We start from the raw sequence: 24002 nt of genomic DNA on the forward strand, positions 1-24002 counted from the left end.
AATTGCCCGGGGAGCTGGCAGTGGCGGGCGGCGAAGGTAGGCGCAGAAAGGCCACACTCCAGGTCTCTTCAGCAACCGAATAGCTTCCTGCAGCTGCTGGGCTACTCCACGGTGCACGCCACCAACACGTGACACGTCAGGTGCTTCCGGATCCGCAGCAATTGCTCGGGGTGCCGCCGGTGTTGTGCGGGCGAAGGACGGTAGACCGGCAGACGCACACCAGCCTCTCCAGCCGAACAGTTTCTTGCAGCTAATAGACGGCTTTGCCGCGGTGCGCGTGCGCGTCGCCAGCAGGTCATAATAGTCAGGTCCTTCTGGTCACTCAACAATTACCCGGGCGCCACCGGTCCAGACGGGTGAAGGTACGGCACAACGGTCACACTCCAGGTTACTCTTCAGCTCAGGCATACTCCCGAAGCTGATGGGAACTGCGACTGGTGTAAGCTGCTGCGTGTGAGATGGCCAAGTGCTTCCGGATCTGCAGCAATTACCCGAAGCGTCACCGGTGCCGGGAGGGTGAAGGTCGGCCGCACACGAACCCATCTCTTCACCCAGACAGCTTCCTGCAGCTGATGGGAGGCCGCGCCACGGTGCGCATCGACAGTGGCAAATCTCATTCGGATCTGCAGCAATTGCCATAGCCGCCACCAGTCCGGACAATAAGGGATAGATGACCGCTGACCGAATTAAAGGTCTCTTCAGCCGGACATATTCCTGCAGCTTCTGGGCTACTCCGCAGTGCATGTCGCCAACGCGTGACATGTCAGGTACTTCCAGATGTGCAGCAATTGCTCGGGCGCCGCCGGTGCCGGGCAGATGAAGCTCGGCTGACGGCGGCATTACTCCGGATTACTCTTCAGCAGCAGCTGCGCTGTTGGGAAGGACGCGACTATTCTTCCAGAGCAGCATCGGGTACCGCCGGTTCCGGGCGGGCGCACTCCTGGTTGCTCTTAGATCGAAAAAAAAACATGCAGCTGCTCGGAGCTGATTGGGAGATGCGCATCCGGCATGCAACATAGCCAGGTCCTTCCGGATGCTGCAGGCGCAGGGCGGTAAAGCGTCCAGATCACCAGATGTTTTTTGTTCATATTGTTATCTCCTGTATCCTCATTTTGCTTGTACATACATAGCCGGCAGGCGTCGGGTCAGCCTCAGTACGTACATATACATGGTTGCTCTTCAATTTGACAAAGTCCTGCAATTGCTCGCCGCTGTCGCTCTCTGCGCGTGACACGGTCATTCTTCTGGATATTCAGCCCGGACACCGCCGCCGGTGTCGGGCGGACCCCTTACTCATGGTTGTTCTTCAGCTCGGTCAAAGTCCTGCTGCTGCTCTCCGTTGGCTGGAAGACCGCGCCTCCAGCGCAACATGGCCATTTTCAGAGCAGCACTGAACGCTCCGGTGCCCGGTGGGCGAACTTCGGACGCCGAGAGGTCGCATTCCTGGTTGCGCTGCAGTTTCGGCCCTGATCAGAGACGCGTCTCCAACGCGCGACAAGGCTAGGTTCTTCCGGATCTGTAGCAATTACCGGGCGCCCCTGAAGCCGGACGGGTGAGGGTTGGCTAACGGCTGACGCAATCTAGGTCTCATCAGCCGGACATACTCCTGCAGCTGCTGGGCTACTTACTCCACGGTGCATATCACCAACGCGTGACATGTCAGGTGCTTTCAAATGTGCAGTAAATACTCTAGGCGCTGCCGGCGCCGGGCAGGTGAAGGTAGGGTGTCGGCGACAGCACTCTGGATTACTGCTTAAGAAGCAGCTGCGTTGTGGGCTAATGTGTGAAATGGCCAAGTTCTTCCGGTTTCTGCAGCAATTGCCCGGAGCGCCACCGGCCGCGGGAGGGTGAATGTCGGTGTGAAAGTTGGCCGCACGGCTGGCGTATTTCAGAATACTCATCAGTTTGGACAAAATTCCTCCGGCTGCTGGACGGTTGCGGCGGTGCCGGACGAGTGAAGAGCGTCTGCCCGGGGGAAGCACTCCAGGTTGTCTCTTCAGCCGGACAGCTGCAGCATGGCCAGCTTCTCCGTGATGGCGTCGCCGGCACCCGACATGGCCAAGTTCTTCCGGATCCGCAACAATTGCCCGGGGCGCCGCTGATGTTGCATGGTGAGGGTCGGCACCCGGCGCGACGCACTCATTCAGCCGAACAGATTCATGTTAGCTGCTGGACGGCTGTGCCGGGGTGCAAATGTTGAAAGAAAAATAGAGTATTAGACTGAAAAATAAAGTATTAGATTAAGAAAATAAAGTTGTAGACTAGACGCCGCGATCTGCAGCCCCGGTTACACCGGCCAGCGGCAGCATATGCTTCAGCTCGTGCTCCTGGTTCTCCGAAAGCGCTGGGCGTCACGATCGCCAGCTCTGGTTACGCCGGCCGGCGGCAGCGTATGCTTCAGCTCGTGCTCCTGGTTCTCCGGAAACGCTGGGGGATCGCCAGCTCCGGTTACACCGGCCAGCTGCTTCGCATGCTTCAGCTCGTGCTCCTGGTTCTCCGGAAGCGCCGGGGGATCGCCAGCTCCGGTTACATCGGCTAGCTGCTTCACATGCTTCAGCTCGTACTCCTGGTTCTCTGGAAGCGCCGGGCGCGCAATCGGCAGCCCCGGTTACACCGGCCAACGGCAGCGCATGCTTCTGTCTAATACTTTATTTTCTGGTCCGATTCTTAGGACACTCTCTTGATGCCCCAGTCTACTTCTTATTTTTTTGTGTCTGACGGTTTTCATTGCAGAAGACCTCGTAGAATCAACAACTCCGGTCTAATACTTATTTTCTTCGTACAGCAAAAGCCCTGCACGACATAGCAAGGTTCTTTCGGATTATAATCAAATTGCTCCAGGGCGCCGCCGGCCCAGGACGGAGAAGGTCGGCTGCCCGACAAACGCACTTCAATTTACTCTTCAGCTCAGTCAGATTCCTCGAACAACTGGACGGCTGCGCTGGGATACACGCTGCCGACGCACGACATGGCAAGGTCCATCCGGTTCTGAAGCAAATGCCCGGGAGTCGTTGGTGTTGGGTGGGTGCGGACTCCATAGGCGTTAAATCAAAGCTTAAGTCGCCGTTTAACCTGAATATAATATCAATTGCATAGCTTGGCTATTAAGGGAAATTATACATTGTATTTTTTATGGGCTATGGTAAGATATCTATGTGAATTAACAATTTTGCTCAGAATTGAGCCTGGCTCCGAAGAACAAAGCCCTAGTGGTTCTATGATCAACTTATGAGATAAGATTATCTATCTTTATAAGTCTGATGATTAGTGCTACCGGGCTTTTTTGTTTTGGGGCACAAGAAACTGGGGTGTCAGGATACCTTGACGCGCTGGTTTTTCATATTTAGTGAGGAGAGTGAGGAATAATGAAGAATTATAAGGAGGAAATAAGGAGTGTGAAATTTGATGTTAAACGTTTTTCGGAATCAATTGAATGTTACTCTTTAGACCCTTTAATGGCACAAAGATGGGAAGGGATGTTGAAAGTCATTTTTTTGTCTGTATACCAGGATAAAAGTTACAGTGACATTAACTTTAATGAGCTGGATCTTTCGATCATGGAAGAAGCTTTTGAAGAACTGTACTATTATGAAGCAGACGAATTTGGTGATGAGGATACGGATATGAGAAACGAAGGGCACAGCATTGTGGAAATTAATCGAATTGCAGGACTGGATATTTTAATGTCCCGATTTAAATCTTATTTACGAATGAGTAAACCTGGAAGGAGTTTTTTCTAAATGAAGTCTTGTTTCTTTTCCGTAAATTTTTTACAGGATGAGCTATCTAGTTTAGATGAATTAATTACGTTGAAAAAACTAATACAAGCCGAATTCACTATTACAGATGAGATGTTTAATAATCAAGAACCTTTTGTCTGTAACATCCTGAAACTAATATTTAATTGCGATGTCAGTGTAAATGATGATGATTACTATCAAATTGAACTTGTACTTCCTGCTTATTCCGAATGGCTGAAATTCAAAGAAACATTCCCCCAGGAGATCGAAAAAGCGGAAAAAGTAATGATGGAGATCGGCTTCAATTGTAAATATGGGTGGAATGAAACTGAGGTCAAGTTTGGAGAAAAAGGAATAATACTACAGAATAGTTGCGAGTATCATAATTATCTACATACCATTTTAGATGATATTTTTGAGCTTAAACAAAAATGGGAGTACTTTTTTGAACATATAAAGGAGGCGTATAACAGTGGAGACTGCAATAGCAGAGTGGATGATCAGTATTCCTCAGGACAGCGACCGATTTGTGAATGTGCATAATGTTTTTAACGGCATCACGCTTGATACTAAGCAAATTCTTGTCGGTGATTTAATATATGCGTTCATGGATCAGCTTGATGACCATTTGCATTTAGCCTATTTGCTTAATAATAATCCTTTGAGACATTTAATACCTGAAGTTTTAAGGCAGGTTGAAGATAATGATTCTGAGCAACTAGAAGATATCTTTGGGGCAATGTTGGATGTAGTTGATTTTGACCCTTCAGATCAAAAGGTTGTTGCTCTTATGGACAAACTGATTGAACATCTTAGGATAAGAAATCTCCAGCCGGCACAGCTTGCTAAGATCCTATCCATGTTGTTAAAGGGAATTGAAAGTATCTCTGATAAAGAAAACTTGCAGCTGATGTTTTTGTTATTAGCTGATAAGCTTTCTTTTTTTGATTACCCGGAAGGTGATCTCCTAAAAGAGACGTCTCAGTATATTTATAGGCAAGCAGCTTCCTTAAATGTGGAATCAGTTAATAGGATATTTTTTGATATGGCCAAAGTTGTATCACCCCAGACGGTAATGAAAGCTGCAGCGCCTTATCAAGAAGAATATGTTGTCACTACACCAATCCTTCCGAAAAGCTGTGTATTTTATCAAGAGTCTCGTAATAGGATCAGAGTTGGTATAGAGGTTGAAAAAGGAAATCATGATGTGATTTTTGGGGAAATTGAAGAGAGTTTATACAAGCAGGTAGCTTATCCGAAATTACTATTTTGGTTTGACATAAACAAAAGTATGCAGGTGTTGTCTGCTAATGTTGTTGCCGTTAAAGACCTACTTATAAGTGAAGAGACTGAATTGTATCGTTTTCCTTACTCAAATGTTTTTGAGAGTGGGAAGATATGTTGGACGATTAAATCGGATCCTTATAGTAGCTTGAGACAGCTCGAAATATTACCCTATATATTTTTAGGGGCAACTAAAAATATGGATCTATATGAAGCTGCACACGATATCAATCTCAGAGATTTATTGGAATTCATGCAAGAGAAGGTGTTTGATGATTCTCTCCTGATTCCTATGAATAAAAAAGTTAAAGACATAACCCTACTAGGAGGATAAATATGAGTTTATTTGATGAGTTTTTTGGACAAGAGGAATTGAGTGAAGGAAATGCTTCTAGCGAATGGGTTCCTTCAGATGTTAATGGAAGTGCCGAAGATATTCAAGAGCTGAGTGAAGTCAAGGCCCAACCTGCTGCATTAGTGCAATCAAATAATATTGTGCAATTTAAACAGGATACTCAACAGCCAGAATCTCAAGCTTCTGAGGATCCCGTCTATCGAGACCTATTCGGAGAACCCATACAAACCGCCAATTCCAGTAGAAAAAGCGGAACGGCTCCAAGTAAAACTTCAAGATCCTCATCTGCAGCACATGCTTCAAGTGCACTGAAGAGAAGTATCCATAGGGAGTGGCAAGATCAGGATATTGAAGTGGGATTGGACTTTACAATTCACTATGCTACCAAGACTTTTTTAGTCTCCGAAGTGTTAGAGGAGATTCCTGAATCAGGTTGTGTACACTTAAATAGAATTAGGGAAGCATTGTTTAAGCTTTACTGGGATTTCTCAGAAGAAAGAACCAAATGGGATTATAATCTTGAAGAAAAGAAGCTGAGACCAATTATTACTGGGGAGAAAAATAACTAAGATGAAAATTCAATTAAGAGCTTTTTTTTGGAAAATGGCTGAATACCTAAAAGGTGGTAATGATTATATAGGGATGGTGGCGTCAAGAGATGGCCAGATTTATGAAATCCGTGAGAACTCCCATATCCGCATGATTGTGCGGAATCGTGAGATTGAAGGTTTGGATAGGATAAGTGAGGGTGTATTTCTTAAACTTCCAAAAATTCCCGGAGAATATCTGGCGCAAACAACAGCGTTTTTTCGCTACTATTGTTTTCTAGGTGTTGAAGCAGCTATTCATATCTACTGGGATATAGCCAATAGAAACTACAAGCTCATTTGCCCGGAGCAGATTGTTAATCCTTACCAGGTTGAAGCGTCTACAGCAAATTATGAGGGCTGGGAATTGGTGATGACTATTCATTCACATGTTCGAATGCCAGCACAATTTTCATATGGAGACAATGTAAATGATACTGGATTAAAGATATACGGCATAATTGGAAAATTACATTTGGATCAAGTTGATTATTGTTTCCGCGCACGTTTTAACAATAATGAATTTTATCTTAGCCCGAAGGATCTTTTCCACTTTGATGGTGTGAATAGTACCAGTTCATTTCCGGAAGAGTGGAAGTACAGTGTTCTGATCGATAAAGTGTATGTTCATTAAAAATAGCTATAGTCAAAAGGAGTATCCGCTTGTTTGAAATGTGCATTACCGCGCCTATTAGTTTTCTTGACCGCAGAAAGTTTGTTTAATCTGCCATAAGAATGGCGTATGCGGCAGGCAAACAAGATGGGGAGCCGGAAGATATCATGTGTAAGTCGCTAATTATAATATGGGTAGATCAAAATAAATGAAATGGAAGGGCACCTTAAGAGGTGTCCTTTTGTCTTTTGAGGAGGTATTTAGGGTGTTAACAAAGCGTGACCTAGTGATTATAACTTCTAAATATAAGAGGCTCCAAGAATTAAAAGGTAAGTTGTCTATGGTCATATTCTTCTGAAATAAAAAAATAATAGGTGAAGTTATTATAGATTGGAGAGATTGTGGTGAATCGATTTGATTTAAACGACGGAAGAAAAATAGTAATAAAATTCATTATTATTGGAGTTGGAGCTACGGGAAGCCATTTTTTTCGAGGGTTGTGTCAAGATTTACGGGCACATTTGGATAATCCTAATTTTATGCATTCACCGGAATTTAGTTTAGATAAAATAATACTAATTGATGGAGATGTTGTAGAGAGAAAGAATATTAGGACGCAATTATTTACAAGAGAATGTATTACTGAAAAAAAGGTCCACTCTCTTTCTGAACGATACGGAGATCATTACGGCATAGAAGTTATACCATACCCAGAATATATTAATGATCATGAGTCGTTGCATAAAATATGTATGCTTCCAGATCACAATTACAGAAAAATATTCTATTTACCTGTTATTATCGGAATGGTTGATAATAACGCAACCAGAGTTTTATTACATGAATATTTTTATGATGAGAGGGTGCCAAACCTCATATATATTGATACTGGGGTTGAGAGCGTGAGATCGACCCAGAACAATGATGTGATTCACTCTGGTTTTGGTGGCCAAGTAGTCACAGGGTTCAAGTACATGGGAGACGTTTTTTTAGATCCTGTAGGTGATGTATATCCAAATGTTCTTGATGCTTCTGACAGTCCATTTCCAGGTTGTGGTGTTCAATCTATTTCATCACCTCAGCACTCTCCTACCAATAAAACGGCAGCACAGTACGCCAATAATATCATCAATAATTTACTTCACACAAAGAGTATTTACCAACACATGATTAATTTCAATATTCAATATGGTGGTTCTAGCCCAGTATTAATCAGCGACTCGCTGGAATTTGAATTTAATGAATGCAAACAGAGAGCAATCAAAGGACATTATAAATATGGCCAATATTAAGGCTTTCTGCTTATTAAATTCGGATTTTGTAGAAGTATTGGCAATCAATAAGAGCTCCCCATATGGGGCGAAAGCAATTGTGCGTATGTCAGATGGTCAAGTTAAAGAAGTTAATAGAAGGGAAATACAACTTCCTGAAGATAAAGATGAACTGCTTAAACTCAATGAGAGCTTACGAAATAAGGAAATTGGAGAGAACCCTGAATATTTTTCATCTCTAAAATATTTATTGAAGAACGGTTCTCCAATTGTACTGAATTGAGCATCCACAACAATCAGCAGCATCGCCATACATTGGCGATGCTGCTTTTTTCTTTTGTTGGCAAAAGATCAGATGCAGAGGAATAGCTGTAGACTGGTGGTCCGGACGAAGCCAGGCTTCCCATCCGGCGCGTCCGGCGACAGCGGCCGTCATCAACAGCTGCAGCTCGTGCTCCCGGAGCCCCGAACGAAGCCGGGCTTAACGTTAGGCACGGCCAGCGATAGCGGCTTGCACCAGCAACTCTACAGCTTGCGCACCCGGCGCTCCAAACGAAGCCCGGTTCCTGTCCGGCGCAGCCGCCACCAGCAACTGCAGCCCGTGTTCCCGGTGCTCTGGACGAAGAGTGGGCTTCACGTTCGGCGCGGTCGGCGGCAGCGGCCGGCACCAACAGCTGCAGCTCACGCACCCGGCGCTCCGGACGAAGCCCGGTCCACGTTCGGAGCGACTGGCGACACAAACAACAGCAGCTCGTGCTCCCGATGCTCCGGACGAAGCCAGGCTTCCCATCCGGCGCGTCCGACGACAGCGGCCGTCATCAACAGCTGCAGCTCGTGGCTCCCGGAGCCCGAACGAAGCCGGGCTTAACGTTCGGCACGGCCAGCGATAGCGGCTTGCACCAGCAACTCTACAGCTTACGCACCCGGCGCTCCAAACGAAGCCCGGTTCCTGTCCGGCGCAGCCGGCACCAGCAACTGCACCGTGTTCCCGGTGCTCTGGACGAAGAGTGGGCTTCACGTTCGGCGCGGTCGGCGGCAATGGCCGGCACCAACAGCTGCAGCTCGCGCACCCAGCGTTCCGGACGAAGCCCGGTTCACGTTCGGTGCGACGGCGATAGGGACCGGAACCAATAACTGCAGCTCGTGCTCCCGGTGGTTCGGACGAGGCTGGACTTCACATTCAGCGCAGTCGGTGACGACGGCCGGTACCAGCAGCTGCAGCTCACGCACCCGATGCTCCGGACGAAGCCGGGCTTCACATCCGGTGTGGCCGGCACCTCAGCTGTAGCTCGCGCACCCAGCGCTCCGGACGAAGCCCGGTTCCCGTTCGACGCGGCCGGCGACAGCGGCCGGCACCAATAACTGCAGCCGCCTCCCGATGCTCCGGACGAAGCTGGGCTTCATGTTCGGCGCGGCCGGCACCAGCAACAGCAGCTCGTGCTCCGGGTGGTCCGGACGAGGCTGGGCTTCACATTCAGCGCGGTCGGCGACGACGGCCGGTACCAGCAGCTGCAGCTCACGCACCCGATGCTCCAGACGAAGCCGGGCTCAGGTCCGGCGCGGCAGACACCAACAGCTGTAGCTCGCGCACCTAGCGCTCCAAACGAAGCCCGGTTACCGTTCGGCGCGGTCGGCGACAGCGGCCGGCACCAGCAACAGCAGTTCGTGCTCCCGGTGCTCTGGACGAGGCTGGGCTTCACGTTTGTCGCAGCCGGCACGCGATCTCCTAGTTCACTCTATAATCTCCGAGCAGCGGATCGTCAGCCGGTTATATCGACCAACTGCTTCGCAAGCTTGCAGTCTAATGCTTAATTTTAATTGCTTGACGATTTTCATTCTTCCTTCACCTTTAGCTGGTTTCACTGAGTATCCGGTTTGTCGATAAACAATCAGTTCGTGCTGCCTCCAGATGTGTCGGATTCTCCCCGATCGGTAATATAAGTGGCAGCGGCAGCTGTGCAGAAGAAGAACAGGAGCATTTTCTGCTGGTTACTGCCCAGCTGCGGCCGCTGTCACCACCATGCCGCTCGATGATCCTGCACAGACAGAAGAACAAGGGACTTTACCTGTTGGTTTCTGCGCCGGGCGGGCTTAAAACAGCATGCTGGTGATAGGGACAGACTGCAGTGAACCAGAAAATTTTCCCGGTTCTGACAAATGAGAAGAGCAGGCTGCGTTCGCCATGCCGGCGACAGTGGGGGGCTGTGTGATGAACCAGTTGCTCATACTCCTGGTTGCCCTACTGGGGCCATGATCAACTTCGGCGGTCCGGTGAACTACCAGCTCTTTTTCCAGGTTTCTTCGGGCCTGATGCTCCATGATCGGCAATACCGGCAACAGCGTTACCTCTGATTTTAAGCCGATATAATCTAGTGATATAATAAGGGAGGAATGCGCAGTATAGTCTGTATTCGACGGAGAGGGTACTTGTTTGTGTCATTTTAATGAATGGATATGCGAAATTTGACGAGAATTGTATCTAATTTTTAAAATATTATTTCATGCATTGAATCTAACTGTCACATTCATAACGTTGAAAACATTAATTTCTTCTATTATATAAGTGTTTGGTACAAGTGTTTTAAAAAGATAAATGTGAAGGAATAAATTGTATTGTCGTCGATTGAAATGGAGAGACGTGATTGTCTAAGTCACTTTTTGTCGAATTATAGATTATGTAACGTTTGGTGATAATGCATTGTCGAGACGTCTAGACCTATGCTATACTTTATTAGAACCATTTTTCTATTTGCTCACTTACCTTTTTTCTCTCTTGGTAAGAAGAAGCCTAATTTTGAAGAGATAAACCCTATTGGGTGGTATGAATCTGAAACAAGTCTGTTTATTTAGGCACAATGTCTTTATAAACAGACTGTTTCATGAAGACTCCACTCAATGGGGTTTTTTTGCGTTCTAAAAAACTCGAGGAGTGAAAGGTAATGTTACTTGTTATGTTGATAGTTACTTCACTTGGATGTGTTGTTCTTAGTATTCGAAACGTTAGAGCCAAATCGGACATTTCTTTCCTAGAAGCAAAGTGTGCTGATCTCTTGTACCGGGAAGAAATGCTTAAAGCACTTGCTGTACCGATGATTGTTGGCGATGAGGAACCTCAAAAAATGATTGGAAATGGAGAGGAAGAAATGGACCCTATCAGCAGTAATAAAGAAGAGCTATTCGTTTACCAAGATACAGAAGAACAATCTGTAATTAACCGAGAAACACTGATAGAAGTTGATTTAGACGAAAACACATTTGAATATTTGAGTTTTTTAGGAGTTTACGATTCTCAAAGCCACTCCCAAGTTCATGTTGAACTTGAAAATGAGGTAGATGAACTTGATCAGCTCATCCTGTTTTCGGATAGTGAGCTCTCTACCCCAACCGCACCATCACTAGAAGCTCCAGGTTTGCACTTTTGGACCGGAGAAATTGTTCAAAAATATAGTGACGACTTAGTAGCCGTTACTAATGGTTCTTACACATATCATTTGTCCCATCCTCAATTCCGGGACTTTGAATGTGGAGAGCCTGTCTATCTCCAAGTACAGGTAGGCGGAGAAGACGAATTTAGAGAAGTGAAAATGGTTTGGCAGCCGGAAATTGCCGAAATCTCAGCATAATATATTCTGGCTATCATTACTGATAGCCAGAGTAATTCTTTTGAACTAATACTTAAACCCTGAATAGTTCGACACAATTCATCAATATATATACAAATTTAGCCCTATATCCCCAAAATGTTATTGACAACATAGTTTTACTGCCATAATATTGAAATCAGATTCTAAAGAATTTATATCGTAAATAAATCTACATAATATATAACGATATTAAATCTAAGAGTGATTGAAAGGAGAATGAATATGGATGCCCAAAAAAAAATCACTAAAACCATGGAAATGGTTAAAAAGGTCTTAATGTACGAATGCCCATACATAACTCTAAATGAAGATAACAACGAGGCTCAGATTATTTTGCATTATCAACCCCGCAATGATCTGCCCCGAGTTGAATGTGTAACATATCAAAAACCCCAGTACGTCAAAGGGAGAATCTACTTAAAGGATCAATCAAAACTGGGATATGATCCGGATAACTTAGAGTTTGCACTTGACGTTATTGAATCGCGTTTATACCAGCAACGTCCGAATGCGGGCAGTATTGTTTTTCAGTTTAATCTCGGCTGTATCACAGATATTGAAAATAAAAATTCGTATTTATACATGGATAGCGTGGGGGTATGATGGTTGTTCAAATTATCGAGTGCTCTTCCTAAAGGAAATGATATCGGTGAGGATTGGCTGGGGGGGAATATTAGTTCTGCCCAGCTGGAAAGTACTCTCATGCAGGGGTTAGGGTTACTTCAAAAATACGGTGTATTGATAACTCTCACTTGCCTTATTATGTTTGCAATATTTCGGAAGATCTCAAATATTCGTAAAAATAAGAAATTCGCTAGATTTTGGTTGATGAGTTCATGGGGAATGGTATTTCTTACGGTAGTATTCATAGTCCTTCCGTATGTAGTTTTATACTTTTATTAAAAGGGGTTGAAACCATGGGGAAAATAATCCCTTTTCCAATAAATCAAAGATCTCAGGCCTTGAATAACTTTCCAATAAGTGAATCTGACCGTTTTAAGCGATATCTTCAAGAAAGCGACAATTGGCAGCACCAGCATAAAGCAAAAACTATGTACCCTGGATATCCTGAGGTGCCCCCGTGTGATCCACCGCGTTCAGATATGCAATGGTTCGTTCATCCACACTTAAAATTTGGAGTTTGGGTAATTAATTCCTCTGAATTTGAGGTGATTGCTAATCCAAATCTGGCATGGGGATGGTCGGCATTTGTCCTTAAGTCAGCTGCACCTGTTTATGAGCCGATGAATTTAAACAGTGTGGAAATTCGGAAAAACATTACATGGATCGTTGATTATGACGGGTTCGGGCAGTATGGGTTGGTCTCCAATAAAGGAGATATATGGATTCCTCACGAGCGGCCAAGTGAATGGGGTGCCAGTAGATTACGACAGTAATTGGGAGGGGTATAAATGAGAACGGCATTTTTGCCGGGAGGCAACATTATTCATGCGGATGAATACGACGAAGCAAAACATGGGTTCGAAATATTCTGCATGGATAAGTCCTGTAGATCTCCACTTATATATGTTCCCAAAACAGATAAAGCAGTCTCACATTTTAAAACTATAGGGAAAAATTCTGACTCAAAACATAAGCCGACTTGCGGTTTCTACCAACCATTGGATGTTATGGAGTCTATAGAAAAGGTGGGAGAGTATCAGAAGGAAATCATTCAAAACAGCTCCGTGAAAAAGGTCTTGATTTCCTTAAATATGAAAAAAATTGATCCTGATTATGAACCAAAGCCGGTTGAAAAGGAACAAGAAGAACCAAAAGGTCCTGATGATTCGGTTAAGGTAAAAGAAAAGAGCGACAACCCTGCAACAATAAGCTCTTTGAAGAGTATTGTAAAGCTTATGGTACAAAATGAGCCGGATTTGCTGTCAACTATCTACTTTAATATAGGTGGCGGGAGGAAAGTACCTATTTCCTCTATGGTAATGAATCAAGAGCGTGCTCACCAAATACTTTGGGATGAGGAGGCCCTTCGTGAAACCGGTTATTTTGTCTATGGAAAGGTCCAGGAGATTATTCATCGAGATAAAGTAAAATACATAAAAATGGAAAGGCTCAACGGAACATCATTTACTATCGTTATATTTGAAAAGTATTTTAAATTTTTCAAATTAACGGATTCACAATTAAAAGATAAAGATATACTTGTTTTCGGTATTCTGAGAAAAAATACTTTCCAGGAGAAGAACGAAACAGAGATAGTTATCAAAAGCGATAAATACATTGAATTTTTAAAACGCAGAAAATAACTCAGGCGTTTAGCCTTTTGCTTATACAGACATCTCTCCAGGAGAGGCGAAAAATTACAACTTTTTTCATATAAACAGGGTGTTTGCTGCTAATAACAGCCCCCTCTGTTATGGTGAACTATCTCTATTGAGATGAGCGACAAATTGTTCGCAAAAGTAAACAGGGTTATGGAGGCAAAGACATTGAGAAAAGCTCTTAAATATCTCTTAGGTGTGCTTGTAATATTGATTGGGTTCGGTGGTATGCTCGGCTATGACATGTATTACAAGCCTTATGTGTTAGCTAAACCAGTACTTAAGGTAAAAACCGCTACAGGCCAGTACTTACCGAAAAACCACCAGATTCAGGAGAAAGATATTTACTCTGATTCTGTTCAGACTAAAGATATCCCTGAAGATGCTATTACGGACATCAATGAAGTAATTGATCGTATTGCAAATGTAAATTTACCGAATGGTACAATTCTCACACAAGCACTTGTTGATGTTAATGATTTGGAGCCGGCAGAAAACGAAGGGATCTACCCAATTCCGAAAGAAGACATTTACGCAATCAACGGATCCTTGAGAAGTAGAGATAAAGTTGACATCTACATAGTATCTGAAATTGAAAAGTACGAGCAGACTGGCGAGCCTATCCCTTCAATTTCTGAGGCGGCTTTTAAAGGAGTAACCGTAACTTATGTCCGTACTGAAGAAAATAATGATGTTTTTGATACTGAATCCGGTAACAATAACAAGCGGTTAACTTCAACGGGAAAAGTTTCATCACCTGAAATAAAGTTATCCACCGAAGATGGAGAAGAATTAAAGGGTTATTTGGAGCAAGGAAATAAACTATGGATTGTGAGAGTAGAATAGGCGGGTGATAATATGAAAATTTTTGCAAATGGTCTTGATGCTTTCACAGTAAATGAGCTTAAGGCAGCTGGATTTACGGTTGTTGTTCAAAATGTGATGCCAGAGCAAAGCCAAGTTCAAGAAAATCTGTTGATAACAACGAGTGATATCGTTAAAACGCAGGAACTGGAAGGGCTTCGTCAAGATTATCCAGACGCTATAATCCTTTACTTGTATATGGACAAAGGTGTGAGAAATTATCAGATTGTCCATATTAAATGCCAAACCCTTGGAATCAACTTTATGCCTCCCCGCACAACGGCGACTATAATTGTCGACAAAATCAGACTCATCTTAAAGGATGACTTGGCCTTTTCAGACAATCTGATCGCTTGCTTGGGGTCGGGAAATGGTATCGGCTGTACAAGCGTGGCCAAAGCAATCGCTAAACGCATAGCGGCTGATGGAAAAAAAGTAATTGTATTAGGCCTGAATTTGTATGATCCGGGATATGATTTTAAGCCCGAAGTTAGCCTGGATTTACTGCGGCCGCGGATGACAGGACGTATTTTAAAAGATGAGGACTTCAATAATTTTATCAAACAGGACGGGTATCTTTATCTTCCAGGTAATTTTGATTATTTAAGTGCGCAAGATTATCAAGAGGAAGAGATAGAATATCTTCTTTCACGTGCTAAGGAAAACGCAGATGTAGTCATTGCTGATATTGGTGCGATTCCTGAAAGTGCAGCATGGTATGTAACAATGCAAAAAGCACCCATACATATATTGATAACACATCCACGTCATTTTTATCGTTTGGAGCAGCTGCTTGATTTAGCCAGTCATTTGGATTTCCAGCCTCATGATTTCTTGGCCATAATTAATCGCAGCACTAGTGATAATTTAATGACTTCAAAAAGTTTATCCAGCCGACTCGGTGTAGAAGTATTCATGGAACTGCCGATTTATAATGCAGGTTTAGCACTTGATCAGTTGCCATTGGATCGAAAAGAGACTCATATAATGGATGAAAAGATACGGCAAATGTTGGCTACAATGAACCTTGAATACAGTCAAAAGAAAAAGGGGTTATTCTCATGATGCAAATGGCCCCTATCATTGAACCAAAACAACCGTTCTCATTAAAGAAAAAAATAATGGATGGCCGTGCAAAAAGTACTGAGAATTTTTACGACTATCTCAATGAAATGTCTGCAGATATGAAAGAGGAACAGGCAAGGGAAGAAGATGCATATTACCGATTAAATTCACTTGCCTTGGTTGGAGATCCAGAAGCGGTTAGTTACTTTATGGGAAAAATCGAGAAGTATTTGCGAAAGAAACCATTTACGGGTAAATTCCCTGAAGCCTATACAACGGTCACCGAAGCTCTATTTCACGAATGGAAGGGCTTTGGGCCGGCATATAAATGGTTTACAGATCGGGCCTACAGCGAATCCCCAGGGCTTCAATTTATAGGGAAGCAAATTTTTTACAAACTCAAGGGAGTATTTGTTCCTTATCCGTATAGTATGCCGTCACTGGAAAGGCTTGAGCAGCTTAAAAGATCCCTATTGCAAAGTGATCCCAGTCAGCAATTAGATCGAAATCATCCTTCTGCTGAATTTAAGATGGACGACCCGCTTTTTCCCGGTCGCTTTATTCGGATAGCGATTTGGATCGAACCGCGGGTATGGAGTGGGTTTACTACAATATCTATGAGACGACAAATTGTTGAATTCATGAGTTTGGAAGATCAGGTCGGATCTGAAAGCATGCCGGCTGAGTCTTTACCCATGATTCATTCCTTAGTGGGGCTATTCCTTAATACAATAGTAGCTGGATCTGTAGAATCCGGTAAATCCACAATGGCGAATACAATTGTCGGAACTCAATTGCTTGCTTCTACCTCCTGCTTAGGAGTAGTTATGCTAGAAAAGCATCCGGAATCGATATTGCCCTATCAGATTAAAGGTCATCGAATTATTCCGATTCAGGCAGCGAATGAAGAACTTATGGAAGCCGGCATCGCGTCCTTACGACATGACCCGGACATCATTTATATGACAGAAATGCGTTTAGATGAATGGGAATTTTATCTTTGGAGTGGTGAGAAAGGTTATAAGGGAATAACCGGTACATATCATACGGTTGATCCAGAAGACATTCCTTACCAAGCGGCTTTGGCCGTTTACTCTAAAAAAGGCGGGAATTTGAAAGGACACCTTCTATCAGCCCTCAAAGCGTGCGAGCTTGTTTTTATTCTTGAGAGTGTGGGGAAAGGGAAAAAGCGAATTGCTAAAATTTCTGAGATTTATTATGACAAAGAAATTAATACGGTATTTTCAAACGATTTGATGCGCTGGGATAATTCGCTGAAAAAGTGGACGTATAACGGATATCTATCATCAAGCCTTGAAGAAAAAATAATGTATAGATCTCCAGAAACGGCAAGGATGTTCATTGGCAGACTAAGAGAATTAGCGATGAAACACCCAATGATCAGCCCGATGAAGGAAAGTGTCCGCGCCCGAATGGTCTTAAGAGAAGGGATGTAAAAGATGAGTTTATCTGTTTCCTTTATAGCCCGAATCATTTTGCATCTTTTTATGCTTCTTGGATTATGGATCATAATTGAAACCCTTTTTCAGGGCGATTTGAAAGCTACCGGCAGTAACATGAACTATCGAATTACAGCTAAGCTCCGGAATGCTGGGAATTCTTCAAATCGTGCCCAAAAAAGAATGTGGATTTACCGGCATCTTGATAACCTTCTTTACTTATCAAGTAAAAAATATGAACCAGGAGTTAGCGTTTTTCGATTTTTATTTTCAATGTTATTTGTATTTGTTGGAGTTATGCTTACTGGCTATGCGACATTTAACGAAATGCCCAAGCAGCATTCCATCAATGGTAGTTTGATTGTTAGAGATCTTCAGGTAGACTCCTCGTTGCCAAAGAGTGCATGGGTATTTATCGTATTTGTTGCTTTGGTAGCTTCTTTCTTACCCTATTTTCGGTTGAGGTATCGTTACAGTTTCCGACGTGTAAAAGCAAGTTATGATTTATTGGAAATTGTTAAGATTATCCCTAAATTCACACATCTATCAGTAGATAACTGCTTGTATAAAACTGCAGAATATATTGATGAGAAGAATGTGCTAAAACAGCCATTAAAGATGTTAAGTGCAGCTTTCGCTGGCTACAGTAATGATAATGAACTTCGTCAGGAGGCCCAGCGGTTTTCAAAAATAGTAGGGACTACGTTTGCAATAGAGTTTATATCTAATGTGCTCTATGCCGAAAGAGAAGGGACTCATCATTTAAAGTACTCTTTCATGATTCTTCATCAATCCATGGAGCAACAGAAAGAAACGATATTGACGATGAGGGCACGGAATAGTGATGCGGTGAAATTAGGAAGTTATGGAAATGTGATAACGATACTGGTTTGTATACCGACCTTTATTGGTGCGTTAGGATGGAATATTTATTATAAACTACAGTTCCAAACCACGACGGGTCTAATATTTATGATGTTCATTCTGGCCACATTAATATTGTCTTTTCTATTAAGTGCGCTTTTATCGCAACCAAAACTGGACTACCAGTAAAGGGTGATGTTAGATGTATAGATTTTTCATGTTGGTATGTATAACCGGTATTTCATATTTAGTGTATCTGGTTTTGAGTAGTTCCAAGCCAAAAGGCAGCGTTTATCGGCAACTCAGAATTGATGGGTTGAAGAATAAGTTTAATGACACAAGAGTACAGACTATTCTGGACCAATCAAATATTCGTATAACTGCCCAGAAAATTAATCTGATCCGAATTTTCATAATTGCGTTTTATCTGGTGATGCAGTTTTTGATTGATTTTCTCCGTGGAGTTTCTCTATCTCCCGTGGATATCCTAATAGCTCTGTTATTCTTATTGGCTACAAGTCCTACTCGATTTGCTCCTTTTGGGATGATTCTTGGTAAGCTGCACCAGCGGGCAATTATTAAGAAGGACAGTGAGGTCATTTCATTTATTCATCTTTATGAAAATAATCGTTTGCAAAAAAATGGACAGATTCAGTTTGGAGTATTTTGTGCACAGATGGCAAACTACTTTGTTTTTATAAGAAAAGATCTCATGCAATTATCCGAGAGATATATTCATGATGGTCCTGAAGAATCCATTGAATGGTTTTGCAATCAGTTTCCCAAAAACCATGCATTTATTGGAGACGTGCGTTCGATATTGATAGCTATCGAAGGAATGAATGATAACCAAGAGGCTGTCAACTATTTACGCGATCAGAGTAAAGCTATTGCTAAAATATCCAATGACCAATATCAAATTAAGTGGTCCAGACGAGGGGATACGTTTAATCTTCTCAATGCGATTCCTTCAGTGGCCACAATGGTAAATTTGATAGTTTTAGCACTGCTATATGTATTAATGCTGAAAGAGACTTTATATGATGGTGTCAATTTATTCTTATAGGAGGTGAAATCAGTTATTACCGGACACCAGCAAAAAATATGAAAAAAGTGAAGGAGTAAATAAGATGAAAGATCAAACTTCTGGGCATGCGCTATACTTTGTAATTGGTTTCTTGTGTGTATCATTGGTAATTACATTGATCCTACCAGTGGTTCGGACATTGCTTAACGATGTGGTTTCCAAGAAGCCGACTATTCCAACCTCTATGATTGTAGAACCTGTTAAATATGAGGAAAGACTGACCATCACCATGCCGGGGCAAACTGCATGAAAGATAAGACAGCAGCAATTGCATTATACCTTTCGATTGGTTTTGTAGTTGCAAGTTTGTTTATCTCAGCTGCAGTTTCTGTCATTGGCAGCGGACAAGATGAAATTATCACTTACACAAAGAAAGTAGAAAATTATTAGCCTAAAGGAGCAATACCATTGAAAGAGACCGTCCTCCGTGCGTTATTTATGTGGCTTGTTGTGTTCATACTACTCCAACCGATGTTCAGCTACATTGACTATCTATTAGATCTGCAGGTCAAGGCGAATACATCTTATATTACACAGAAAGCAGCAACCGAGGGGACGGTTACTTCTTCAATGCGTACAGAAGTAATCAATAATCTATCAAAATTAGGAATAGATCCGGCCAAAATTAATATTACCAGTAGTAGCGCTACGGTCCAGGAGCGAAAGAGTAGGATTGATGTTTATATTAAAGTTCCACGTATTAATCAATTCCCTTTTGATTTTTCAAGCGGCAGCCAACCAACATATTATTACGGCCATGGTTCAATCATGAGCGAATACTTGGACTAAGGGATGAAAATGAATGGACTACATTGTAAAATTGGCCATTGTGCTGCTTATGTTTATTTATACTTGGTTTTTTCAGGTGCAAAATCAAGAATGGGATTTGATCCGAGCATTATTAAAAGATGCGAACAACATGGCGGTACATGATGCGGTGCTAGAATTAAATCAGTATGAGCTATCAAACGGGAAAATAGTAATTGATCCGGATGAGGCCTATGATACATTTGTTGAAACCTTAGAAAGAAATCTTGGTTTAAGCAATGATTTAGCTCCAAAGAGTGGAAGTCGTTTACATAGCAAAGTTAAAATTGTTGACTTTATTATTATTGACGATATGTCAAATGTGAATTTTCCATTTCTTTATGAAAATAGTCAATATCATATTACTAAATATCTGAATGGACCGGCTGTTATAGCGATAATTGAGACAGAACACCCCAAACTAATTTCAAGGAATAAGAAGCAGGCTCCTATTCGAGTGCCAGCTATACAAGAATATAAAAAATGAATTATATTCCTGAAAAGAGACATAATTCATACTAGTTCCTTACTTTTCTCCTTACAATCAATAGTAAGGAAGAAAGTAAGGAGTGAATATATGGAAAATTATAGTGCGACAATAACGTCAAAAGATCAAATTACAATTCCCAAAAAAGTAAGAGAACTACTTAAACTCTCGGTAGGTGATACAGTTAGCTTTATAATCAGGGATAACAAAGTAATTGTTGAGAAAGGCGTTTTGGTTTGTCCTGTGTGTGTAGGAGCAAATGAGAATTGTTTTGTCTGCAGAGGGGTGGGCAAACTTAACCCAAATTCCTCTTTTGTAGAAGAGTTAAAGAACATTACTAATTTACGAATTCCTATGAGTATTCAAAACACCCAACTTGCGGAGCAAATGTTATTACCTTTTCCCATTGTTAAACTTATAAAAAATAATAAAATATCCGAATCTCACTTGCTGTGGTATCAGGATTATGTGCAAGCAAAAGCAATTGAGGAATATATAGGTAAGTACGTGGATGAATTAAATATTGAACTAGTTTCTCAAAACTTTTATTCTCCTGGGGTCAAACAAGCTATTATTGATAACTTACCAGATACCAGGAATTTGTCAAAAATCGTTTTGAGTGTTGGTATTCATAGAGCTGACAAATAACTGTTTTAATATCTGATTTAAACAAATAAAAGAGGAGATGTATATAAATGAAAAAACAAATTTTAAACACTATCGTTGCAGGAACAATGATCTTCAGTATGTTTGCAGGACAGGTATCAGCCACATCAGGCAACAAGACCCCAGTGCCTACAGCAAAACCGACTGCGACCGCAACTCCCATGTTGGACAATTTGTTCAAATATGGATTGAAGAAGGATATTGAGCTCCCGGCTACGGTAACAGCAGGAGGATTCAGCTACACATTGGAAAAGATCATGATTTATGAAACAAAATCTGCTACAGCTCAGGCGCTGATTAAGCAGTACGGCTTCACAGGTACAGAAGGCGAAAAGTATTTTATCTGGACCAAATTTACTATCGCGAACAACAGTGGAAATCTTGTGCAGCAAAATGCCAAGGATCTGGCGGAAAAGTGGAGATTGAATTTTGGAGAAGAGGCATCTGTCAAAATGCCTGATAAGCTTTGGGACAAGACGAATAGTACATTAGCTCTTTGGAATTGGAAGCTTGCTCCGGGTCAAAAGCTGAGCTCATACCAGGCTTACTCATATAGTGGGGATTTCAATTGGTTCTACGTATCTCTTAAAGTGAAAAATACAAAGGCGTATTTAGAAGTGGTGAAAGAATAGGATGAATAGAAAAGCGCTAAAAGGGTTTGTTCAGATAATAATTCTATTATTATTAATAGAACTCGTGAGCCCGATAAGAGCTTACTCTGCTCAAGATCCTGGTGTAAAATCAGCAAGTATTTCAGTCCCCGTTAGCATGGGTTTAACGGGGTCTGCAAACTCGGCAAAATCTTTCCTGCTGGATTTGCCTAAAGGCATTTCAGCAGGATCTATTAAAACAAATTCATTCAAATATTCCGGTAATAATTCACTTATTGATTCGATTGCTATTGAAAATGGAAAGATTAAGCTGAAGCTTAAAGGGAATGAGAGCATTGAGACTTTCGCAGTTAAAGGGACCGAAGGAAAGTTAACAGAATATTTTAAAACGCCTCCGGGAAACTCCATCTGGTTGTACTCAGATGGACGAAGATGGCAAATCAATGAGTATGACGAAAAGAAGGACATTAATACTTACTATATCAAGGGTGCCCAAGATTCATCTACCCCATCGAAGGTTCCTCCTAAAGTGACTGTCCTTACCAGATCGACACCTCAAGATCCAAGTACTGCAAATTGGTACAGGGATGATGGTAAGGGGAGTGACAAGGTGGAATTCAGCACTGTAGTCCAATCTAGCATAGTTCCTGTTCCAGAAAAACTAATGAATGGCGACGTGGGAGAGGCGAAGGTTAAGAATGGGCAGTTCCTTGTTACATATGATATTCCCTCAGCACTCAGAAGGCCGGAAGAAATTCCCGATTTTATGAAGGGCGGGTGGGCAACTGGTTATCTCTATTACACCACAGTCCCATATTATTTTACGGCCAAGGCCAAAGTCACTTCCTACAGCTATGCCGGCACTGTCACATTTGATTATGCATTACCTACGGAACCGACGCTAACTGGTGAGGTTGACCTCCTTGCTCCTAACCCGAACCCTGAAAAGTATGCAGATAAGGCTGTGCCAGTAAAGCTTTCTCTGAAGGGATCCTTGGCCGCATACACGGATACATCCAACATCCTTGAATGGGTGTTTTATGCAAAGAAAACTGGCAACGACAGTTCCTTGGTGACGAAGAAGGAAACGGCCAAAGTTCTTTCTAGTGAAAAGCAGTTCGATTTTGTTATTTCGAAGCAGGAGGCCGCGACACAGCCGGAGTTCAAGCAAAGTTATACTCTGACTGTAACCGTGCGTTTTGCCAAACCGGTGGTCACTTCTTCAGGATCAATATCATCCTTGAGTGAGACGTTTACGATTGGTGCCGGTACATATAATGGCCCACCTCCCAGCAATATACCCGTGCCTACTCCGACCCCAGCTGTTGGCAAACCGCCAGTCGCTCGAATTGCTATGCCGGACCAGGTAGTAGCTGGTGAGAACTTCATCGTATCAGGGGCAGGCTCTTATGATCCCGATGGTACTATTGTCAAGTACACCTGGCAGCATCCTAATGTTCATATGCCCTTGTATGGTAAGTCGAGTGATACCTCATACGGCTTGGACTCGGTTGATACTACGCAAACCATAACACTTACAGTTACAGATAATGATGGCCTTACATCCACAACCTCAAGGGATATTAAAGTTCTTGCTCCGGCACCAAAAGCGAAAATTGAGATACTAGGTACCTTGAAGCAAAATCGGAAAATTACGATCCGAAATGCAACCAAGAATGAATCAGATGATTTTCCACTTATCGAAAGTAGTACACGGTTCACGATTACAGCAGTGTCGGGCGGAACGAATGCAGATATCAAGTACAACGGTAGTCTGGTTGGCCAAAAAGAGGTAGACGTCTTAATGAAGACGCCTGGACAGTACAAAGCAACCCTGTACGTTGAGAACACTGCCGGCTACTCCGGGACAGTCTCTTTGACATTTACCGTTGCGCCTGATGAAGCTCCAACCCCCTACATTTCATTGCCACTAAAAGTCTACCGCGATCCGGAGAATGGAAATAAGGCAAGTGTGATGCTAGACGACCTTTCGGTATCTCCGGACTATGACTATTTAGCAAAAAGAGTATGGGAATACCGATACGATTCTAATAACAACGGTAATTTTGCAGAGCATCAATGGATTTTGATAAGTAACGCTAATTTGGATCGACTTAACTTTTATCCAACAAATGTAGGCAGGTATGAAATTCGGTTAACGGTTACAGAGGAATTTGGCCAACCAACGATTGATGCTTTTGTGACAGCAGCTGATCGCAGATCCGCGAATACAGATACCCAGCCAGTGATCGAACGGATTGTGACCGTTGAAAACCGACCGCCGACTTCCGACTGGGTTTGGTGAGAAGGAGTGG

Annotated in this window: 30 protein-coding genes; 25 read left to right on the forward strand and 5 right to left on the reverse strand. The window is 42.8% G+C overall.

Annotation, left to right across the window (positions count from 1 at the left end):
* Window positions 1-395: 395 nt before the first annotated feature.
* The 3 genes from F1379_RS22395 to F1379_RS22400 form a co-directional block, all read right to left on the reverse strand.
* A complete protein-coding gene (locus tag F1379_RS22395) occupies window positions 396-617 on the reverse strand; it encodes a hypothetical protein (protein WP_162551244.1) in 222 nt (73 codons plus the stop codon).
* A gap of 333 nt (window positions 618-950) precedes the next feature.
* Complete coding sequence (locus tag F1379_RS29845; RefSeq protein ID WP_162551245.1) at window positions 951-1088, reverse strand: hypothetical protein; 138 nt, start codon at window positions 1086-1088, stop codon at window positions 951-953.
* Window positions 1089-2314: 1226 nt separating this feature from the next.
* Window positions 2315-2548, reverse strand: a complete 234-nt coding sequence (locus tag F1379_RS22400) for a hypothetical protein (protein ID WP_150274189.1) — start codon at window positions 2546-2548, stop codon at window positions 2315-2317.
* Window positions 2549-3365: 817 nt separating this feature from the next.
* Between F1379_RS22400 and F1379_RS22405 the strand changes: the two genes are divergently transcribed.
* The 7 genes from F1379_RS22405 to F1379_RS22435 all read left to right on the forward strand — a co-directional run bounded on the left by F1379_RS22405 (window position 3366) and on the right by F1379_RS22435 (window position 8133).
* Complete coding sequence (locus tag F1379_RS22405) at window positions 3366-3740, forward strand: hypothetical protein (RefSeq protein ID WP_150274191.1); 375 nt, start codon at window positions 3366-3368, stop codon at window positions 3738-3740.
* On the forward strand, window positions 3741-4283 hold the full coding sequence (locus tag F1379_RS22410; RefSeq protein ID WP_150274193.1) for a hypothetical protein: 543 nt from the start codon (window positions 3741-3743) through the stop codon (window positions 4281-4283). It begins immediately after the preceding gene.
* Complete coding sequence (locus tag F1379_RS22415; protein WP_150274196.1) at window positions 4213-5358, forward strand: hypothetical protein; 1146 nt, start codon at window positions 4213-4215, stop codon at window positions 5356-5358. Before F1379_RS22410 ends, F1379_RS22415 begins: the two co-directional genes overlap by 71 nt.
* A gap of 2 nt (window positions 5359-5360) precedes the next feature.
* A complete protein-coding gene (locus F1379_RS22420; RefSeq protein ID WP_150274198.1) occupies window positions 5361-5948 on the forward strand; it encodes a hypothetical protein in 588 nt (195 codons plus the stop codon).
* A gap of 1 nt (window position 5949) precedes the next feature.
* The gene (locus F1379_RS22425; RefSeq protein WP_150274200.1) at window positions 5950-6600 is read left to right on the forward strand and encodes an MPN domain-containing protein; all 651 of its coding nucleotides are present in this window, start codon (window positions 5950-5952) and stop codon (window positions 6598-6600) included.
* 383 nt (window positions 6601-6983) lie between these two features.
* Window positions 6984-7871, forward strand: a complete 888-nt coding sequence (locus F1379_RS22430; RefSeq protein ID WP_162551246.1) for a ThiF family adenylyltransferase — start codon at window positions 6984-6986, stop codon at window positions 7869-7871.
* Complete coding sequence (locus F1379_RS22435) at window positions 7858-8133, forward strand: hypothetical protein (RefSeq protein ID WP_150274205.1); 276 nt, start codon at window positions 7858-7860, stop codon at window positions 8131-8133. Before F1379_RS22430 ends, F1379_RS22435 begins: the two co-directional genes overlap by 14 nt.
* A 204-nt stretch (window positions 8134-8337) precedes the next feature.
* On the opposite strand, the gene F1379_RS22440 is transcribed toward F1379_RS22435, so the two are convergent.
* Entirely contained in the window at window positions 8338-8535 is a 198-nt protein-coding gene (locus F1379_RS22440) for a hypothetical protein (protein ID WP_150274207.1), read from the reverse strand.
* Window positions 8532-8672 (reverse strand): hypothetical protein, encoded by a 141-nt coding sequence (locus tag F1379_RS29850; protein WP_162551247.1) that lies wholly within the window; start codon window positions 8670-8672, stop codon window positions 8532-8534. Before F1379_RS29850 ends, F1379_RS22440 begins: the two co-directional genes overlap by 4 nt.
* Window positions 8673-9002: 330 nt before the next feature.
* On the opposite strand from F1379_RS29850, the gene F1379_RS22445 reads away from it, so the two are divergent.
* The 18 genes from F1379_RS22445 to F1379_RS22525 all read left to right on the forward strand — a co-directional run bounded on the left by F1379_RS22445 (window position 9003) and on the right by F1379_RS22525 (window position 23992).
* Window positions 9003-9212, forward strand: coding sequence for a hypothetical protein (locus tag F1379_RS22445; RefSeq protein WP_150274209.1), 210 nt, complete (start codon window positions 9003-9005; stop codon window positions 9210-9212).
* Window positions 9213-9296: 84 nt separating this feature from the next.
* Entirely contained in the window at window positions 9297-9662 is a 366-nt protein-coding gene (locus tag F1379_RS22450; RefSeq protein ID WP_150274212.1) for a hypothetical protein, read from the forward strand.
* A gap of 1127 nt (window positions 9663-10789) precedes the next feature.
* The gene (locus F1379_RS22455) at window positions 10790-11473 is read left to right on the forward strand and encodes a hypothetical protein (RefSeq protein WP_150274214.1); all 684 of its coding nucleotides are present in this window, start codon (window positions 10790-10792) and stop codon (window positions 11471-11473) included.
* 243 nt (window positions 11474-11716) lie between these two features.
* The gene (locus F1379_RS22460) at window positions 11717-12097 is read left to right on the forward strand and encodes a hypothetical protein (protein WP_150274216.1); all 381 of its coding nucleotides are present in this window, start codon (window positions 11717-11719) and stop codon (window positions 12095-12097) included.
* A gap of 314 nt (window positions 12098-12411) precedes the next feature.
* Window positions 12412-12891: a hypothetical protein gene (locus tag F1379_RS22465; protein ID WP_150274218.1), complete on the forward strand. Its 480-nt coding sequence runs from the start codon at window positions 12412-12414 to the stop codon at window positions 12889-12891.
* Window positions 12892-12906: 15 nt separating this feature from the next.
* On the forward strand, window positions 12907-13761 hold the full coding sequence (locus F1379_RS22470; RefSeq protein ID WP_150274221.1) for a hypothetical protein: 855 nt from the start codon (window positions 12907-12909) through the stop codon (window positions 13759-13761).
* A gap of 183 nt (window positions 13762-13944) precedes the next feature.
* On the forward strand, window positions 13945-14622 hold the full coding sequence (locus F1379_RS22475; protein WP_150274223.1) for an SAF domain-containing protein: 678 nt from the start codon (window positions 13945-13947) through the stop codon (window positions 14620-14622).
* Between the two features lie 12 nt (window positions 14623-14634).
* Complete coding sequence (locus F1379_RS22480; protein WP_150274225.1) at window positions 14635-15705, forward strand: P-loop NTPase family protein; 1071 nt, start codon at window positions 14635-14637, stop codon at window positions 15703-15705.
* A complete protein-coding gene (locus tag F1379_RS22485; RefSeq protein ID WP_150274227.1) occupies window positions 15702-17162 on the forward strand; it encodes a P-loop NTPase family protein in 1461 nt (486 codons plus the stop codon). The genes F1379_RS22480 and F1379_RS22485 overlap by 4 nt, the downstream gene beginning before the upstream one ends.
* 3 nt (window positions 17163-17165) lie before the next feature.
* Window positions 17166-18218 carry a hypothetical protein gene (locus F1379_RS22490; protein ID WP_150274229.1) on the forward strand — a complete coding sequence of 351 codons (1053 nt, stop codon included), beginning with the start codon at window positions 17166-17168 and terminating at the stop codon, window positions 18216-18218.
* Between the two features lie 13 nt (window positions 18219-18231).
* The gene (locus tag F1379_RS22495) at window positions 18232-19095 is read left to right on the forward strand and encodes a hypothetical protein (protein ID WP_150274231.1); all 864 of its coding nucleotides are present in this window, start codon (window positions 18232-18234) and stop codon (window positions 19093-19095) included.
* A 64-nt stretch (window positions 19096-19159) separates the two neighbouring features.
* Entirely contained in the window at window positions 19160-19366 is a 207-nt protein-coding gene (locus F1379_RS22500) for a hypothetical protein (protein ID WP_150274233.1), read from the forward strand.
* Entirely contained in the window at window positions 19363-19506 is a 144-nt protein-coding gene (locus tag F1379_RS29855) for a hypothetical protein (RefSeq protein ID WP_162551248.1), read from the forward strand. The genes F1379_RS22500 and F1379_RS29855 overlap by 4 nt, the downstream gene beginning before the upstream one ends.
* A gap of 18 nt (window positions 19507-19524) precedes the next feature.
* Window positions 19525-19905 carry a hypothetical protein gene (locus F1379_RS22505; RefSeq protein ID WP_150274235.1) on the forward strand — a complete coding sequence of 127 codons (381 nt, stop codon included), beginning with the start codon at window positions 19525-19527 and terminating at the stop codon, window positions 19903-19905.
* 13 nt (window positions 19906-19918) lie between these two features.
* The gene (locus F1379_RS22510; RefSeq protein ID WP_150274237.1) at window positions 19919-20410 is read left to right on the forward strand and encodes a hypothetical protein; all 492 of its coding nucleotides are present in this window, start codon (window positions 19919-19921) and stop codon (window positions 20408-20410) included.
* Window positions 20411-20500: 90 nt separating this feature from the next.
* Entirely contained in the window at window positions 20501-21058 is a 558-nt protein-coding gene (locus F1379_RS22515) for an AbrB/MazE/SpoVT family DNA-binding domain-containing protein (protein WP_150274239.1), read from the forward strand.
* A gap of 47 nt (window positions 21059-21105) precedes the next feature.
* Window positions 21106-21708, forward strand: coding sequence for a hypothetical protein (locus tag F1379_RS22520; protein ID WP_150274241.1), 603 nt, complete (start codon window positions 21106-21108; stop codon window positions 21706-21708).
* A gap of 1 nt (window position 21709) precedes the next feature.
* Window positions 21710-23992, forward strand: a complete 2283-nt coding sequence (locus tag F1379_RS22525; protein WP_150274243.1) for a hypothetical protein — start codon at window positions 21710-21712, stop codon at window positions 23990-23992.
* Window positions 23993-24002: the final 10 nt, after the last annotated feature.

Origin of the sequence: Paenibacillus tepidiphilus (assembly GCF_008635795.1) — a bacterium.
Classification (GTDB): Bacteria; Bacillota; Bacilli; order Paenibacillales; family Paenibacillaceae; genus Paenibacillus_AQ; species Paenibacillus_AQ tepidiphilus.

Excerpts from the sequence above, each read along its gene's own strand:
- F1379_RS22395 (WP_162551244.1), bottom strand. The coding sequence starts at position 617 with ATGAGATTTGCCACTGTCGATGCGCACCGTGGCGCGGCCTCCCATCAG.
- F1379_RS29845 (WP_162551245.1), bottom strand. The coding sequence starts at position 1,088 with ATGAACAAAAAACATCTGGTGATCTGGACGCTTTACCGCCCTGCGCCT.
- F1379_RS22405 (WP_150274191.1), top strand. The coding sequence starts at position 3,366 with ATGAAGAATTATAAGGAGGAAATAAGGAGTGTGAAATTTGATGTTAAA.
- F1379_RS22410 (WP_150274193.1), top strand. The coding sequence starts at position 3,741 with ATGAAGTCTTGTTTCTTTTCCGTAAATTTTTTACAGGATGAGCTATCT.
- F1379_RS22420 (WP_150274198.1), top strand. The coding sequence starts at position 5,361 with ATGAGTTTATTTGATGAGTTTTTTGGACAAGAGGAATTGAGTGAAGGA.
- F1379_RS22425 (WP_150274200.1), top strand. The coding sequence starts at position 5,950 with ATGAAAATTCAATTAAGAGCTTTTTTTTGGAAAATGGCTGAATACCTA.
- F1379_RS22435 (WP_150274205.1), top strand. The coding sequence starts at position 7,858 with ATGGCCAATATTAAGGCTTTCTGCTTATTAAATTCGGATTTTGTAGAA.
- F1379_RS22455 (WP_150274214.1), top strand. The coding sequence starts at position 10,790 with ATGTTACTTGTTATGTTGATAGTTACTTCACTTGGATGTGTTGTTCTT.
- F1379_RS22460 (WP_150274216.1), top strand. The coding sequence starts at position 11,717 with ATGGATGCCCAAAAAAAAATCACTAAAACCATGGAAATGGTTAAAAAG.
- F1379_RS22465 (WP_150274218.1), top strand. The coding sequence starts at position 12,412 with ATGGGGAAAATAATCCCTTTTCCAATAAATCAAAGATCTCAGGCCTTG.
- F1379_RS22470 (WP_150274221.1), top strand. The coding sequence starts at position 12,907 with ATGAGAACGGCATTTTTGCCGGGAGGCAACATTATTCATGCGGATGAA.
- F1379_RS22480 (WP_150274225.1), top strand. The coding sequence starts at position 14,635 with ATGAAAATTTTTGCAAATGGTCTTGATGCTTTCACAGTAAATGAGCTT.
- F1379_RS22485 (WP_150274227.1), top strand. The coding sequence starts at position 15,702 with ATGATGCAAATGGCCCCTATCATTGAACCAAAACAACCGTTCTCATTA.
- F1379_RS22490 (WP_150274229.1), top strand. The coding sequence starts at position 17,166 with ATGAGTTTATCTGTTTCCTTTATAGCCCGAATCATTTTGCATCTTTTT.
- F1379_RS22495 (WP_150274231.1), top strand. The coding sequence starts at position 18,232 with ATGTATAGATTTTTCATGTTGGTATGTATAACCGGTATTTCATATTTA.
- F1379_RS22500 (WP_150274233.1), top strand. The coding sequence starts at position 19,160 with ATGAAAGATCAAACTTCTGGGCATGCGCTATACTTTGTAATTGGTTTC.
- F1379_RS29855 (WP_162551248.1), top strand. The coding sequence starts at position 19,363 with ATGAAAGATAAGACAGCAGCAATTGCATTATACCTTTCGATTGGTTTT.
- F1379_RS22510 (WP_150274237.1), top strand. The coding sequence starts at position 19,919 with ATGGACTACATTGTAAAATTGGCCATTGTGCTGCTTATGTTTATTTAT.
- F1379_RS22515 (WP_150274239.1), top strand. The coding sequence starts at position 20,501 with ATGGAAAATTATAGTGCGACAATAACGTCAAAAGATCAAATTACAATT.
- F1379_RS22520 (WP_150274241.1), top strand. The coding sequence starts at position 21,106 with ATGAAAAAACAAATTTTAAACACTATCGTTGCAGGAACAATGATCTTC.
- F1379_RS22525 (WP_150274243.1), top strand. The coding sequence starts at position 21,710 with ATGAATAGAAAAGCGCTAAAAGGGTTTGTTCAGATAATAATTCTATTA.